Source organism: Rhodococcus sp. Z6_132 (assembly GCF_058133635.1).
Genome location: NZ_JBYUNP010000001.1, coordinates 705,262 through 718,950, shown reverse-complemented (window position 1 = coordinate 718,950; position 13,689 = coordinate 705,262). Strand labels below are relative to the sequence as shown.

15 protein-coding genes are annotated in these 13,689 nt (G+C 74.6%); 9 read left to right on the top strand and 6 right to left on the bottom strand.

Annotation, left to right across the window (positions count from 1 at the left end):
- Position 1: 1 nt before the first annotated feature.
- A complete protein-coding gene (locus tag AC3YO9_RS03355) occupies positions 2 to 1,246 on the bottom strand; it encodes an AI-2E family transporter (protein WP_489982126.1) in 1,245 nt (414 codons plus the stop codon).
- 72 nt (positions 1,247 to 1,318) lie between these two features.
- Here AC3YO9_RS03355 and AC3YO9_RS03350 point away from each other — a divergent pair, with 72 nt between their 5' ends.
- The 4 genes from AC3YO9_RS03350 (at position 1,319) to AC3YO9_RS03335 (ending at position 3,893) form a co-directional block, all read left to right on the top strand.
- The gene (locus AC3YO9_RS03350) at positions 1,319 to 2,806 is read left to right on the top strand and encodes an adenylate/guanylate cyclase domain-containing protein (protein ID WP_489982564.1); all 1,488 of its coding nucleotides are present in this window, start codon (positions 1,319 to 1,321) and stop codon (positions 2,804 to 2,806) included.
- A 162-nt stretch (positions 2,807 to 2,968) separates the two neighbouring features.
- Complete coding sequence (locus AC3YO9_RS03345) at positions 2,969 to 3,379, top strand: phage holin family protein (RefSeq protein WP_127784312.1); 411 nt, start codon at positions 2,969 to 2,971, stop codon at positions 3,377 to 3,379.
- Positions 3,376 to 3,624: a DUF3618 domain-containing protein gene (locus tag AC3YO9_RS03340; protein ID WP_127784311.1), complete on the top strand. Its 249-nt coding sequence runs from the start codon at positions 3,376 to 3,378 to the stop codon at positions 3,622 to 3,624. The genes AC3YO9_RS03345 and AC3YO9_RS03340 overlap by 4 nt, the downstream gene beginning before the upstream one ends.
- On the top strand, positions 3,621 to 3,893 hold the full coding sequence (locus tag AC3YO9_RS03335) for a DUF4235 domain-containing protein (protein ID WP_127784310.1): 273 nt from the start codon (positions 3,621 to 3,623) through the stop codon (positions 3,891 to 3,893). Before AC3YO9_RS03340 ends, AC3YO9_RS03335 begins: the two co-directional genes overlap by 4 nt.
- A gap of 10 nt (positions 3,894 to 3,903) precedes the next feature.
- Here the strand turns inward: AC3YO9_RS03335 and AC3YO9_RS03330 are convergent, their stop codons facing one another.
- From AC3YO9_RS03330 to AC3YO9_RS03320, 3 genes are read right to left on the bottom strand one after another with little or no spacing between them, the layout of a single operon-like run.
- Entirely contained in the window at positions 3,904 to 4,596 is a 693-nt protein-coding gene (locus tag AC3YO9_RS03330; RefSeq protein WP_489982125.1) for a methyltransferase domain-containing protein, read from the bottom strand.
- Positions 4,593 to 5,264 carry a TIGR04282 family arsenosugar biosynthesis glycosyltransferase gene (locus tag AC3YO9_RS03325; protein WP_489982124.1) on the bottom strand — a complete coding sequence of 224 codons (672 nt, stop codon included), beginning with the start codon at positions 5,262 to 5,264 and terminating at the stop codon, positions 4,593 to 4,595. The genes AC3YO9_RS03330 and AC3YO9_RS03325 overlap by 4 nt, the downstream gene beginning before the upstream one ends.
- Positions 5,261 to 5,911 (bottom strand): glycosyltransferase family 2 protein, encoded by a 651-nt coding sequence (locus tag AC3YO9_RS03320; RefSeq protein WP_127784308.1) that lies wholly within the window; start codon positions 5,909 to 5,911, stop codon positions 5,261 to 5,263. The genes AC3YO9_RS03325 and AC3YO9_RS03320 overlap by 4 nt, the downstream gene beginning before the upstream one ends.
- A gap of 113 nt (positions 5,912 to 6,024) precedes the next feature.
- Between AC3YO9_RS03320 and AC3YO9_RS03315 the strand changes: the two genes are divergently transcribed.
- Positions 6,025 to 7,383 carry a hypothetical protein gene (locus AC3YO9_RS03315; RefSeq protein ID WP_489982123.1) on the top strand — a complete coding sequence of 453 codons (1,359 nt, stop codon included), beginning with the start codon at positions 6,025 to 6,027 and terminating at the stop codon, positions 7,381 to 7,383.
- Between the two features lie 4 nt (positions 7,384 to 7,387).
- On the opposite strand, the gene AC3YO9_RS03310 is transcribed toward AC3YO9_RS03315, so the two are convergent.
- A complete protein-coding gene (locus AC3YO9_RS03310) occupies positions 7,388 to 7,903 on the bottom strand; it encodes a universal stress protein (RefSeq protein ID WP_127784307.1) in 516 nt (171 codons plus the stop codon).
- 119 nt (positions 7,904 to 8,022) lie between these two features.
- Positions 8,023 to 8,823 carry a PIG-L family deacetylase gene (locus AC3YO9_RS03305; protein WP_489982122.1) on the bottom strand — a complete coding sequence of 267 codons (801 nt, stop codon included), beginning with the start codon at positions 8,821 to 8,823 and terminating at the stop codon, positions 8,023 to 8,025.
- A 127-nt stretch (positions 8,824 to 8,950) separates the two neighbouring features.
- On the opposite strand from AC3YO9_RS03305, the gene AC3YO9_RS03300 reads away from it, so the two are divergent.
- From AC3YO9_RS03300 to AC3YO9_RS03285, 4 genes are read left to right on the top strand one after another with little or no spacing between them, the layout of a single operon-like run.
- Positions 8,951 to 10,033: a lysylphosphatidylglycerol synthase domain-containing protein gene (locus tag AC3YO9_RS03300; RefSeq protein WP_489982121.1), complete on the top strand. Its 1,083-nt coding sequence runs from the start codon at positions 8,951 to 8,953 to the stop codon at positions 10,031 to 10,033.
- Complete coding sequence (locus AC3YO9_RS03295) at positions 10,030 to 11,298, top strand: glycosyltransferase family 4 protein (RefSeq protein ID WP_489982120.1); 1,269 nt, start codon at positions 10,030 to 10,032, stop codon at positions 11,296 to 11,298. The genes AC3YO9_RS03300 and AC3YO9_RS03295 overlap by 4 nt, the downstream gene beginning before the upstream one ends.
- Positions 11,295 to 12,293, top strand: a complete 999-nt coding sequence (locus AC3YO9_RS03290) for an MBL fold metallo-hydrolase (RefSeq protein ID WP_489982119.1) — start codon at positions 11,295 to 11,297, stop codon at positions 12,291 to 12,293. The genes AC3YO9_RS03295 and AC3YO9_RS03290 overlap by 4 nt, the downstream gene beginning before the upstream one ends.
- A gap of 42 nt (positions 12,294 to 12,335) precedes the next feature.
- Positions 12,336 to 13,658 carry a glycoside hydrolase family 3 N-terminal domain-containing protein gene (locus AC3YO9_RS03285; protein ID WP_489982118.1) on the top strand — a complete coding sequence of 441 codons (1,323 nt, stop codon included), beginning with the start codon at positions 12,336 to 12,338 and terminating at the stop codon, positions 13,656 to 13,658.
- Positions 13,659 to 13,689: the final 31 nt, after the last annotated feature.

Here is a 13,689-nt window from a genome sequence, read left to right as displayed (position 1 = left end):
GTCAGGCCGGTCCGGGGCCGGGGCCCGACGAGCCCGGACGGTCGGCATCGGCATCGGCATCGGCGCTGGTGTCGGTATCGGTGTCACGAGGCTGCGGCTGGCCGCTCGGCACCTTCGCCTCCGCGGGATCGGACCCGCTCAGCCCCGCCGCGTCCGCGTGCTCCTCGTCGGAGAACAGCGACCGCACGGCCGAGTTGAGCACCGCCACCATGGGCACGGCCAGGACGGCACCGAGGATGCCGCCGAGCACGGTGCCCGCCGCGATGGCCAGCACCACCGCCACCGGGTGCAGCGCCACGGCGCGCCCCAGCAGCAGCGGCTGCAGCACGTGGCCCTCGAGCTGCTGCACGGCCAGCACCACGCCCAGCACGATGAGCGCCACCACGAAGCCCTTGGTGACCAGGGCGACCAGCACGGCGACGATCCCGGTGAGCACCGCTCCGATGATCGGGACGAACGCGCCCAGGAACACCAGCGCGGACAGGGGCAGGGCCAGCGGGACCTGCAGCACCGCCAGCCCCACGCCGATGCCGATCGCGTCCACCCCGGCCACCGCGATGGTGGCCCGGACGTAACCGACCAGGGAGGCGAAGCCACGGTGGCCGGCGACGTCCACCGCGTCGCGGTTCTCGCGGGGGATGACCTGGATGCAGAACTCCCAGATCTGACGGCCGTTCTGCAGGAAGAAGATGAGGGTGAACAGCGTGAGCAGCCCGCCGGTGAGCAGCTCCCCCAGCGTGCTGGCGGTGCTCAGGGCGCTGGTGGTCAGCGCGTCGCTGTGCGACTTCAGCGCGTCGGTGAAGGTGGTGCCGGCGTTGTTGATCTCCTCCTGGCGGAGGTGGAACGGCCCGGTCACCAGCCATTCCTGCACCTCGGTGACGCTGGAGCCGACCTTGTCCTGCATCTCCGGCAGGCCGTTGATGAACTGCTGCACCACGAACGTCAGCACGCCGCCCACCAGGGCGAGCCCGCCGACCATCGCGATGGCCGTGGCGAGGGCACGGGGCAGACCGGCGCGCTCCATCCACGCCACGGCCGGCGACATCAGGGCCGAGCCCAGCAGCGCCAGCGCCACCGGCACCGTCACCACACCGAAGTTGCTGACCAGCTGGAAGACCACGTAGACGAGGGCACCGATGACGAGCAGGCGGGCGGACCACGACGCGGCGACGCGGACGCCCCACGTGACGGCTTCCTTGCTGTCCCTGCGTGCGGGAGCTTCTGGGACTGCGGCGGATCTGGTCACGGGGCGTGAGCCTAGTGACGCTGGGCGCACTACGGTGAGCGCGTGCCCACCCGCGTCGAGATTCTCCAGCGGATGCGCACCAGTCCATGGCCGGGCTACGCGGCAAGCATGTTGCTGGCCAACCTGGCTGGTGCGCTCATCCTGTGGGCCTTCGTCCGCTACGTGCTGCCGCTGCCGCCGGAGGACATGCAGTACGCGCAGGGCCTCAACCGGCTGATATTCGGCACCTACCTGGCCCTGGCGCTGGTCGTTGACGTCGTCCTGGGGCTGCGGATCCTCAAGCCGGTGCTGCTCTGGCGACGCCGCGGCGGTCCGCCCACCGCGGCCGAGCAAGCAGCGGTGCTGCGCGCCCCGTTCTGGCAGACCGTGGTGCACGCCGGGATGTGGACGGTGGGCGGGGTGATCTTCGTGGCGCTGAACGTGGCCGCCTCGCACCGCCTCGCGGTGGTCATCGCCTTCAGCGTGGTGCTGGGCGCGGCGGCCACCTGTGCGGTGGGCTACCTGCTGGCGGAGCGCTGCCTGCGGCCGGTGGCAGCCGACGCGCTGAAGGCGAACATGCCGGACAACCCGACCGGGCCCGGCGTGGCCAGCCGGGTGCTGCTCACCTGGGGGCTGACCTCGGCCCTGCCCACGTCGGGGATCCTGGTGATCTGCGTGGCCCAGCTGACCGGCTCGCTGGTGGACGACCCCCAGCGGGTGGTCGGCGCGATCATCTTCGTCGGTGGCCTGTCTTTCCTGGTCGGCCTGCTCGGCACGGGGCTGACGGCGCGCTCCATCGCCGACCCCATCGAGCAGGTGCGCTGGGCGCTGGGCGAGGTCGGGCGCGGCCAGACCGAGGTGTCGGTGGAGGTGTACGACAGCAGCGAGGTGGGCCTGCTGCAGAAGGGCTTCAACGAGATGGTCTCCGGGGTGGCCGAGCGGGAGCTGCTGCGCGACCTGTTCGGCCGGCACGTCGGGGTGGACGTGGCACGGCGGGCGCTGGAGACCGGCACCGACCTGGGCGGGGAGCTGCGCGAGGTCGGCGTGCTGTTCGTGGACATGGTGGGCTCGACCCGGATGGCCGCCAGCCACCCTCCCGCCGAGGTGGTGGCCCTGCTCAACGACTTCTTCCGGGTGGTGGTGGACGTGGTCACCGAGCACGGTGGGCTGGTGAACAAGTTCGAGGGCGACGCCGCCCTGGTGATCTTCGGCGCCCCGCTGGAGCACAGCGACGTGGCCACCGCCGCGCTGGCCGCCGCCCGCCAGCTGCGCCGCGAGCTGGAGCGGGCCACCGGGGTGGACCTGGGCATCGGGGTGTCGGCGGGCATGGCGGTGGCCGGCAACATCGGGGCGGCCCGCCGGTTCGAGTACACCGTGATCGGTGACCCGGTGAACGAGGCGGCCCGGCTGACCGAGCTGGCCAAGAACCGGGACTGCCGCGTGCTGGCGTCGGAGCGGGCCCTGCTCGCGGCGACCGTCGAGGAGCGCCAGCTGTGGGCCACCTGCGAGGAGGTCACCCTGCGGGGCCGGCTCGAGCCGACCCGCCTGGCCATGCCGATCGAGGTCTCCGCGGTCCCCTGACCAGTGGGTTCGCGTCCACCCCTTCGTCGTCTGGTTCTGCGCCGCCGGCCCAACATCGGCACACTGGCACCACGGTGTGCAGAAAGCTGCGCCCAGGCGTCACCTCGCGGCCGCGGTGCCGTGCCGGTGCTGCTGGTTCCGAGCGCAAAGAGGGAGACCGAGATGACGCACGCAGCGCCCCATGACCCCGACGACCTCTCCACCCCGCAGCTGCTGGAGCGGCTCACCGACCAGGTGTCCACCCTGGTCAAGCAGGAGGTCCAGCACGCCACTGCCGAGGTGAAGCAGAAGGGCGCCCGCCTCGGCGTGGGCATCGGCATCTCCGGTGCCGGAGCGGTGGTGGCCCTCTACGGCCTCGGGGCGCTGGTGGCCTGCGCGATCCTGGCGCTGACGCTGGTGCTGGACGCCTGGCTCGCCGCCCTGATCATCGGTGCCGCGCTCGTCGTCCTCGGCGCGCTGATGGGCCTGTTCGGCGCCCAGCGTGCTCGCAAGGCCGTTCCCCCGGTGCCACAAGAGACCCTCAACAGCGTCCAGCGCGACGTGCAGACGGTGAAGGAGAACCTGAAGCGATGAGCGTGGACAAGACGCAGCAGAGCCGGGAGCAGACCCGGGCGGAGCTGGCGGAGACCCTTGACGCCCTGGCGCACAAGGCCGACGTCAAGGGACGAGCCAGGGCGAAGGCGCAGCAGACCTGGTCCGAGGCGCAGCAGACCTGGTCCGAGGCCAGCAGCCGGGTCGACCCCAAGGTGGCCGGCGCGGCCTGTGGGGCCGTGGTGGTCATGGTGGTCGGGCTGCTGATGTGGCGGCACCGGCGATGAGCGCGGTCAACAAGGTCCTCTACAAGCCGTTGAGCCTGCTGGCCAGCGTTCTCGGCGGGCTGGCGGCCAGTGCGATCTTCGGCAAGCTGTGGGGCCGCATCGGCGACGACGAGAAGAAGGCGCCCAAGCCGGACGACCTGCGCCACTCGACCCGCGAGGTGCTGCTCGCCGCGGTGCTGCAGGGCGCCATCTTCGCCCTGGTGCGGGCGGCGGTCGACCGGGCCAGCGCCAAGGGCTACCGCAAGATGACCGGGCAGAACCCGACCTAGGCCTGGACGGCTAGCTCTCGCCGGGGTCAGCCACCACCGGGGCGGCGAGGATGGCGATGAAGTGGCCGGCAGCCTCCTGCACGTCGTGCAGCCGCAGGCCTGCGGCCATCGCGACGTGCTGGACCGCGTCCACCCCCAGCCGGGCCCAGTGGAACCACTCCCCGACGGCGCTCTCGGTCTCCATCCGCAGCCGCGTGCAGGGGGTGCCCACCCCGGGGCCGTCCACCTCGACCACGGCGAGCCCGCCGGGCTGCAGCAGCGCGGCGGCGCGGCGCAGCACCCGCACCGGGTCGCCACCGATGCCGATGTTGCCGTCGGCCAACAGCACGCTGGACCAGCCGCCGGCGCCGGGCAGCGAGTCGAAGAGGTCGCGCTGCAGCGCCGGGGCACCACGGGCGGTGGTCAGGCGGACCGCCTCCGCCGAGGAGTCCACCCCCAGCGCGCAGGCCCCCCGCCCCACCAGCGCGGCGGTGAGCCGACCCGGCCCGCAGCCCAGGTCGAGGGTCGCGCCGACACAGCGGGCGAGCAGGGCGGCGTCGGCCGTGCGCTCGGCGGTGCTCATGCCGGGCCCTCCCATCCAGCGGGTCATCGGCAGCTCGATGCGCCGCCCCGCGGTGTCGCCCACCCAGCAGGGCTGACCTCGCGCGGCCCGCTGGTAGAGCTCGTCGGCAGAGACGGTGCCGCTGCCCTCCACAGCCGTCACCGGCCCGCCTCCCGCTGCTGGTGGCACCGCGCCGCAGCCGCGAACAGGGTGTCCGGGGCCAGCTCCGCCACCGCCAGCACGTCGGCGGGCCGGTCGACGTCGCGCAGGTCGGGCAACGACCGCGCAGGGGCTCCGGCCGCGCGCAGGGCCGCCGCGGTGCGCGCGCCGGTGTCGGGCTGCGACATCGGCACCCCGGCCAGGCACTGGGCCAGCGCAGGCCGGCCCACGCCCAGCGCCCACCAGCCCCCGTCGGTGGCTAGGCCCAGCGCGGCATCGGCCTCCCGCAGCACCGCCAGGGCGGCCCCCAGCAGCGCCGGCGTGACCTGCGGGGTGTCCATCCCGATCTGCAGCACGCCCGTGCCCGGACCGGCCGCTGCCGCATCGGTGTGGGCGGCGCAGAGCCGGGCGGCGAAGCTCGGGCCCCGCTGGGGCAGCACCACGAAGTCGCACAGGGCGTGGCCGATCTCCGCGCTGCGGCATGCCTGGTGCAGCTCCCCGGCCAGCGCCACCACGTGGCAGTCGGCGGGCGTGGCGGCCACCGCGGCGAGGGTGTCCAGCAGCGCGGCCGCAGCCAGGTCGGCCGCCTCCTCGGGCGCCACCCAGGGGCTGAGGCGGGTCTTGGCCCGGCCCGGCACCGGCGCCTTCGCCACCACCAGCAGCGTGCTCACCGCAGCACGGCCCCGAAGTCGCGGACCGCGTGCACCGTGCCCCGCACCGAGCCGGAGACCTTGGAGCGCCCCGCGGTCCGCGGGGAGTAGGTGACGTCGACCTCGGCCACCGACCAGCCGGCGCGCGCCGCCCGCACCAGCAGCTCCAACGGGTAGCCCGACCGGCGGTCCCGCACCCCGAGCTGCAGCAGGTCGCCGCGGCGCACCGCGCGGACCGGTCCGATGTCGTGCACCGCCAGCCCGTGCCTCTGCCGCAGCCGGGCCGCGACGAGGGCGTTGCCCAGCCGGGCGTGCCAGGGCCAGCCGCTGCCCCGCACCGCGCGTCGCCGCCCCACCACCAGGTCGGCACCAGCGTCGAGCCGGGCGACCAGGCGGGGCAGCTCGGCGGGGTCCATGGAGCCGTCGCCGTCGAGCACGCAGACCACCTCGGCGTCGCTGGCCAGCACCCCGGCGTGCACCGCGCTGCCGTACCCCGCGACTGGCTCGTGCACCACCCGCGCGCCACCGGCGGTCGCGACACCGGCGGTGTCGTCACCGGACCCGTTGTCCACCACCACGGCCCGGTAACCGGTGGGCAGCGCGGCCAGCACCCCGGGCAGCGAGCCCGCCTCGTCCCGGCACGGGATGACGACGTCGATGCTGCTCACCGCATCGAGTGAAGCCGACCAGCGCCCCGCGCGCAGCACGAGCACAGGGGGCTGTGGCCGGGCCTGCGGCGACCGTCAGGCCTGGTCACGGCGCTGTGCCTAGGGTTTGGCGGGTGAACCTCGCACCGCCTGCCACCGCCGCGCGGCGCCACCCCGACCGGTCGCTGCTGGGTGACGTCGCCAGCGCGGTGCTGGCGGTGGCGCTGCTGGTCGCGGCGATCGTGGTGCCGCGCCGCATGGCGCCGGCGGAGCGGGACGCGCTGCACGCCGAGACCGCCCCGCTCTACGGCATCTGGGAGCCGCACGTGGGCGTGGGCACACCGCTGGCCGTGGTGCTGGCGGTGCTGGTGGTCGGCTGGGGCCCTCGCCTGGCGCAGCGGCTGCGCTGGCCCTGGCTGCTGGCCGGCACGGCCGCGGTCGCAGTCGGCTGGGCGATGGCGCTGCTCCTGGTGGACGGGTGGCAGCGCGGGTTCGTCGATCACCTGGAGGATTCGAACGAGTACCTGCCCACGGTTCGCACCATCGCCGACGTGCCCGCGATGGTGCAGGACTTCAGCAGCCGGATCCTGGAGGGGGTGCCCGGTTCCTGGCCCACCCACGTCTCCGGCCACCCACCGGGAGCCCTGCTGAGCTACGTGGCGCTGGACCGCCTGGGCCTGGACGGCGCGGTCCCGGCGGGGCTGGCCGAGGTGCTCGTGGGCTGCTCGGCGGTGGTGGCGGTGCTGGTGACGGTGCGGGTGCTGGCCGACGAGCAGACCGCCCGCCGCGCGGCACCGTTCCTGGCCCTGGCCCCGGCGGCCATCTGGGTGGCGGTCTCCGCCGACGCCCTGTTCGCGGGGGTGGTGGCCTGGGGGATCGCCCTGCTGGCGCTGGCCGCCACGCGGGCGGTGCGCTGGCCCACTGTTGCCGCGCTGGCGTCGGGGCTGCTGCTGGGCTACGGCATCTTCCTGTCCTACGGCCTGGTGCTGATGGGCCTGGTGGCGGTGGCGGTGCTGGTCGCCGCGCGCACCGTGCGGCCGTTGCTGCCCGCCGTGGCCGGGGCGCTGGTGGTGGTGGCCGCGTTCGCCGCGGCCGGCTTCTGGTGGCTCGACGGCTACCACCTGGTGGTCGACCGGTACTACCAGGGCATCGCCACCGAGCGCCCGTTCAGCTACTGGGGCTGGGCCAACCTGGCGTCGTTGCTGTGCGCGGTGGGCCTGGCCACCGCCGCGGCGCTGCACCGGGTGCTCGCACCGGCACGGCTGCGGGCCAGGGACGGGCTGAGCCTGCTGGTGCTCGGCGCCGGGCTGGCGGTGGCGGCGGCGGACCTGAGCGCGCTGAGCAAGGCCGAGACCGAGCGGATCTGGTTGCCCTTCGCGGTGTGGCTGCTGGCCGCCACCGCGGCGCTGCCGGTGCGCTGGCAGCGCGGCTGGCTGGCCGTGCAGGCGCTGCTGGCGCTCGGGGTGGTGCACCTGGTGCTGACCAACTGGTAGCCCCTCAGGGGCAGCCGGCGGGAACCACCAGCACCGGGCGGGTGCTGTTGTGCAGCACCTGCTGGGAGACGCTGGCGTGCAGCAGTGACCGCAGCCCGTGCAGGCTCCGAGTCCCGGTGACGATGATGTCGGCCTGGTGCTCCTCGGCGGCGTCCACGATGCCGGTCCACACCCCGCCGGCGGCCGGCTGGGTGGCGGCGGTGGCCTGCAGCCCCAGCGCGGTGGCCACGCCGGCGCCCTCCTCGGCGAGCAGGCGGGCCTGGGTCTCGGCGTAGCGGTCGGCGGGGTGGTCCTCCCCAGCCCAGCCCACGACGGACAGCTCACCCCACATGGTGGCCAGCTGGGCGGTCTGCACCACCAGTGGCGCCCACACGCTCACCACCACCACGTGCGTGGAGCGCAGGCAGCGCGCGACGTGCTCCAGCGCCCCGCGGGCGCAGGCGGAGCCGTCGTAGGCCACCAGGACCACGTCGGTGCTGGTGGCGGCCGGTCGTGCGCGGTCGGTGCGGGGTGCCGCCATGGTGGGCTCCTGACCTGCGGGCGCCGGGCGCACGTCCGGTCCGTGGGCTGGCGTCCGCCTGGTTCCCCGCCGATTGTGCGCCGTGCGCGCCGGTTCCGCGAGGGGTGGACCCGTGGCGGTCAGCCTCGGTCGAGGCCGGCGAAGACGTCCTCGCGCAGGGATCCGGGCGCAGCATCGCGCTGGAGGAACCACTCGCGGCCCAGCACCTGGCGGAACACCGGGCGCGGCAGGCGCAGCAGCAGGGCGAGAGTGCGCTGGTCGGAGTCGGCGGTGGCCTGGCTGGCGTGGGCGGCCATCGCGGCGCGCTTGGCGGCGGCGTGCGGACGGACGTCCACGCGGTGGGTCACCACGTCGCTGTAGGCCTCGGCGAAGGCGGCGGCTCGCACCCCTGGCAGCACGCCGGGCACCGCCTCGACCAGTCGCACGGCGCGCTGGACGAGCCGCCGGTCCAGCGTGGCCTCGAGCACCCGTGGAGTGCCCGCCAGCCGAGCCGCCAGCGCTCCCACGTGGTGCACCTGCACGTGGTCGGGGTGGCCGTAGCCGCCGGCGGGGTCGTAGGTGGTGAGGACCTCCGCCCGCTCCTGCTCCAGCACCCGCGCCACCCGTCGTGCCGCGCTCACCCGGTCCACGTCGGAGAAGCCGCCCGGGGTCGCGCTGTCGCGCCAGCCGGAGTCGCGGTAGCCCAGCAGGACCAGGCGGGCACAGCCCAGCGCCCCGGCCGAGCGCTCCAGCTCAGCCACTCGCCGGGTGCCCAGCCCGCCGTCGGCGCGCAGGTGCGTCGCAGCCAGCCCGGCCTCCCCGTTGGTGGCCACCACCAGCACCACGCGGTGGCCCTCGGCGGCGGCACGGGCAAGCGTTCCCCCGGTCAGCAGGACCTCGTCGTCGGGGTGGGCGTGGAAGGAGACGAGGGTGCGGGCCACGGGCTCAGCATGGCAGCCGGCTCGCTCAGCCGTGACGCGTGCTACACCTGAGCGCGGTTGGTGCTTACATTGTGCGGACTGCTTTGTACTTCACCTGAGCCCTACGACGCACGAGGACCCGCACACGATGACCACCACTCCGGCTGAGGAGACCCCTGCCGCCGCGCCCCGGCGCGGCTGGGTCGGGCTGCGCGCGCTCGCCTCCGTCGCCGCGCTGGCCACCGTCGTCGGGCTGCTGCTGGTGCTGCCCCGGGTGCTGGGCACCTCGTGGGACCCGGTGAGCAAGGTGCTGGCCGGGGTGCCGCTCACCGCGCTGCTGCTGCTCGCCGCGCTGTGGCTGGCGGGACTGTGGTCCTACACCTGGGTGCTCACCGCGGCCCTGCCCGGACTCACCCACCGCCAGGCGCTGATGCTGAACCTCACCGGCAGCGCCGTGGCGAACGTGGCGCCCTTCGGCGGGGCGGCCGGGGTGGGGCTGAACTTCGCGATGATCCGCTCCTGGCGGTTCACCCGGTCCGCCTTCGCCACCTTCACCGCGGTGAGCAACCTGTGGGACTGGCTGGGCAAGCTGGTGTTCGCCGGCGCGGTGCTGGCCTGGCTGTTGTCCACCGGCACGCTCACCTCCGGTCCCGTGCTCAGCGCGGTGCGCACGGCCGTGGTGGTGCTCGCGCTGGTGCTGGTGGCGCTGCTGTCGGCGCTGAGCAGCCACCGCGTGGCCCGCGGCTGCGGCACCGTGCTGGACCAGGCGGTCGCCGGCGGCATGCGTCTGGTCCGCTCCCCGCGGCGCTCCCGCATGGTCGACGTGCTGCCGCAGCTGAGGTCGTCCACGGTGGAGGTGATCCAGACGGCGTGGCTGCAGATGAGCGTCGCCGTCACCGGGTACCTGCTGCTGCAGGTGCTGCTGCTCGGCAGCTGCCTGCACCTGCTGGGTGAGGACCTGCCCGTGGGGGTGATCGCGGCCGGCTTCGCCGTGGAGCGGCTGCTGACGCTGGTCCCCATCACGCCCAACGGCGCGGGCTTCGCGGAGACCGCCTGCGCCGGCATGCTCATCGCGCTGGGCGGGGGAGCGGTGGGGGTGGCCGCGGCAGTGCTGCTGTACCGCGGGTTCACCTTCCTGCTGGAGATCCCGGTGGGCGGGCTGGGCATCGTCGCCTGGTTGGTGCAGCAGTCGCGGCGCCGTCGCGCACTGGTGCCGGTGGCCACCGCGTGAGGATCACCCACGTCACCGACTGCTACCTGCCCCGCCTGGGCGGCATCGAGATGCAGGTGCACGACCTCGCCCGGCGCCAGCGCGCCCAGGGCCACGAGGTCCGCGTCATCACCCGCACCGCCGCCGAGGCGCCGGAGGACCCTGCCGGGCCCACCGTGCACCGGGTGCCGGGCTTCCGGCAGGGGGTGCCCGGGGTGAGCACCCGTGCGGCGCTGCACCGGCTGCTCGCACCGGGAGAGGTGGACGTGGTGCACGCGCACGCGTCGCTGGTGTCCCCGCTGGTGTGGACGGCCGGGGCGATCACCTCGGCCGCGGGGGTGCCCATGGTGGTCACCATGCACTCGGTCCCGCCGCCGGGGGCGATCCTGCGGGTGGCGGGCACAGCGGCGGGCTGGACCCGCTGGAAGGCCCGCTGGACCGCGGTGAGCCAGGTGGCGGCGAAGCCGATGCGCTACATGCTGGTCGGCCAGGAGGTGGCCGTGCTCGGCAACGGGGTGGACGCCGCGGCGTGGCAGCTGCCCGCCCACCACGCCGACCCGCGCGAGCTCACCATCGTCAGCGTGATGCGGCTGGCCCAGCGCAAGCGCCCGATGCCGCTGATCCGCACGCTGCAGGCCATCCGGGCACAGGTGCCGACCGACGTCCGCCTGCGCGCGGTGATCATGGGCGAGGGCCCCCGGCGCGCCGACATGGAGAAGGCACTGCGCCGGCGCGGGATGCAGGACTGGGTCAGCCTGCCCGGCGCTCGCACCCGCGAGGAGATCCGGCAGGTCTACCGCACCGCCGACGTGTACCTGGCGCCGGCGCGGCTGGAGTCCTTCGGCATCGCCGCGCTGGAGGCCCGCAGCGCGGGTCTGCCGGTGGTGGCGATGTCCTGCGGCGGGGTGGTGGAGTTCGTGCGCGACGGCGTGGAGGGGCTGCTGGTGGGCTCCGACGCCGACATGGCCGCCGCCACCGCCGGGCTGCTCACCGCACCGGAGCGGCTGCGGGCCATCCGGGAGCACAACGTGGCCACCACGCCGGAGATGACCTGGGACCACATGCTGGCGCGCAGCATGGAGCACTACCAGCAGGCCGCCGTCATCGCCGGCACGCGACTGCCCGACCCCGTGCTGGCGCGCACTGGCTCTGACGGGGCGGTGGGCCGCCCGGGCGGTGCGCGGCTGCGCAGCAGGGTCAGCACCGGCGGCACTGCCGGCGGCGAGTGCCGGTGTGGGACCGGGCGAGACGGCCGTCACACCTGCGTGCCAGACTCCCACGGATGAGCGACTGGACCACACCTGGCGTGTACCCCGTGGCCGAGGGCGTGCACCGCATCCCGCTGCCCCTGCCCAACGACGGGCTGCGCGCGGTCAACGTCTACGCCATCACCGACGGCGACTCGCTGGTGCTGGTGGACTCCGGCTGGGCGATCCCGGAGTCCATGCAGCAGCTGGAGCGCGGCCTGGCCACGCTGGGCGCGGACCTCGGCGACGTCAGCCGGATCCTGGTCACCCACGTGCACCGCGACCACTACACGCAGGCGGTCACCATCCGCCGCCGAGTGGGCTCCGACGTCGCGCTGGGCGCCGGGGAGAAGCCGTCCATGGACCTGCTGCTGCACCGCGCCGCCGAGGCCAACGTCCTCAACGCCGACCGGATGGCCCGCTACGGGGCGCAGCAGCTGGCCGACCTCATCCGCAACGCCCCGCCCAGCGAGGGCGGCCCGTGGGAAGCCCCCGACCAGTGGCTGGAGGAGGGCGACACCATCGCCCTCGGCAGCCGCAGCCTGGACTCGGTGCCCACCCCGGGCCACACCCGCGGCCACGTGGTGTTCGTCGACGCCGCCGCCGACCTGCTCTTCGCCGGCGACCACGTGCTGCCCAGCATCACCCCGTCCATCGCCGTGGAGCCCGGACCGCCCCGGCTGGCCCTGGGCGACTACCTGCAGTCGCTGCGCGTGGTGCGGGCGATGCCCGACCGGATGCTGCTGCCCGCGCACGGGGCCGTGACCGACAGCGCGCACAAGCGCATCGACGAGCTGCTGGAGCACCACGACACCCGGCTGGCCGACACGCTCGCCGCGGTGACCCAGGGCAGCACGGTGCTCGACGTGGCCCGCATCCTGCGGTGGACCCGGCACAAGCGCAGCTACGCCGACCTGGACATCTTCAACCAGGTGCTGGCCATCGGCGAGACCGCCGCTCACCTGGATCTGCTTGTGCACCAAGGCCGGCTGCGCTGCGACGACAGCTCGGGAGTCAGCACCTACGGCAGCTGAGGCCGGTGGCTCCGCCCCGGTCCACCGTGCTTGACTGGCGCGATGGTGAAGACGGACCGCACGGGCCCCCGCGCGTTCCGATCCGCGCGTCGCGGCCTGCTCGCCGGCGTGCTGGGCGCGACGATGGTGGTCGGCTGCAGCTCCCCTGGGCCGCCGCCCAGCGCGGCGCTGCCCCCGGCCATCGCCGCCCCGTCGAGTCCTGGTCCGAGCGAGCCGACCGGACCCACCACCGCCCCCGTCCCCGGTCCGTCATCTCCCGCGCCGCCGTCTCCCGGGCCGTCGTCTCCCGAGCCACCAACCACCTCGGTGCCGGCTGCTGCGCCGGTCCCCGGCTGTGTGCCCACCGACTACCTGGCCACCCTGCCGCTGCGCCAGCAGCTGGGACAGCTGCTGATGGTCGGGGTGGACTCGTCCGGACCCGGTCAGGTCACCGACGTGGTCCGCCAGGGTGTCGGCGGCGTCTTCGTCGGCGGCAACGCCACCGGGTTGCTCACCAGCGGCGCGCTGTCCCGGCTCGACGCCCAGTCCCCGGCAGGCCTCGGAGTGATGGTGGCGGCCGACGAGGAGGGCGGTCGGGTGCAGCGCATCGACGCCCTGGACGGCAGCATCCCCTCGGCGCGGGCCATGGTGCAGTCCGGGATGAGCCCCGCCCAGGTGCGCCAGCTCGCCCTCACCCGTGGCCAGCAGCTGCGCGGCTACGGCATCACCGTGGACTTCGCCCCCGACACCGACGTCTCCGCCCAGGCGAGCACCACCGTCATCGGGGACCGCTCGTTCAGCCCGGACCCGCAGGTGGTGACCAGCTACGCCCGGGCGTTCGCCGACGGCCTCCGCGCCGCCGGTGTGCTGCCCGTGCTCAAGCACTTCCCGGGCCACGGCGCCTCCAGCGGCGACTCGCACCGGGGCACGGTGACCACGCCCGCCCTGCCTGCCCTGCAGCAGCGTGACCTGGTGCCCTTTCGCGCGCTGGTCGCGGAGTCGTCACCGGCGGGCACCGGCGTGATGGTGGGTCACCTGGCCGTTCCCGGGCTCACGGAGCCGGGCCTGCCCGCGAGCCTCAGCCCGGCCGCGGTCGGGTTGCTGCGTGCTGGCAGCGGCTACGGCGCCCCGCCGTTCGAGGGGGTGGTGTTCAGCGACGACCTCGCGGGCATGGCCGCCATCAGCGACCGGTTCGACGTGCGAGAGGCGTCGCTGCGTGCGCTGCAGGCCGGCAGCGACGTGGCGGTGTTCATCACCGCCACTCGGCTGCCCGCGGTGCTCGACTACCTGGAGGCGGCGGTGGCCGACGGTCGGCTGCCGGCCGCGCAGGTGCAGCAGTCGCTGCGCCGCGTGGTGCTGGCCAAGCAGGTTCCGCTCTGCGCGTGAGCTGAGCGGGTCGGGGCTGGCATGCTCACCC

Bases quoted from the DNA above. Each gene is read 5' to 3' on its own strand.
- AC3YO9_RS03290 (WP_489982119.1), top strand. From the start codon at position 11,295: ATGAGCGACTGGACCACACCTGGCGTGTACCCCGTGGCCGAGGGCGTG.
- AC3YO9_RS03350 (WP_489982564.1), top strand. From the start codon at position 1,319: ATGCGCACCAGTCCATGGCCGGGCTACGCGGCAAGCATGTTGCTGGCC.
- AC3YO9_RS03340 (WP_127784311.1), top strand. From the start codon at position 3,376: ATGAGCGTGGACAAGACGCAGCAGAGCCGGGAGCAGACCCGGGCGGAG.
- AC3YO9_RS03285 (WP_489982118.1), top strand. From the start codon at position 12,336: ATGGTGAAGACGGACCGCACGGGCCCCCGCGCGTTCCGATCCGCGCGT.
- AC3YO9_RS03345 (WP_127784312.1), top strand. From the start codon at position 2,969: ATGACGCACGCAGCGCCCCATGACCCCGACGACCTCTCCACCCCGCAG.
- AC3YO9_RS03335 (WP_127784310.1), top strand. From the start codon at position 3,621: ATGAGCGCGGTCAACAAGGTCCTCTACAAGCCGTTGAGCCTGCTGGCC.
- AC3YO9_RS03300 (WP_489982121.1), top strand. From the start codon at position 8,951: ATGACCACCACTCCGGCTGAGGAGACCCCTGCCGCCGCGCCCCGGCGC.
- AC3YO9_RS03310 (WP_127784307.1), bottom strand. From the start codon at position 7,903: ATGGCGGCACCCCGCACCGACCGCGCACGACCGGCCGCCACCAGCACC.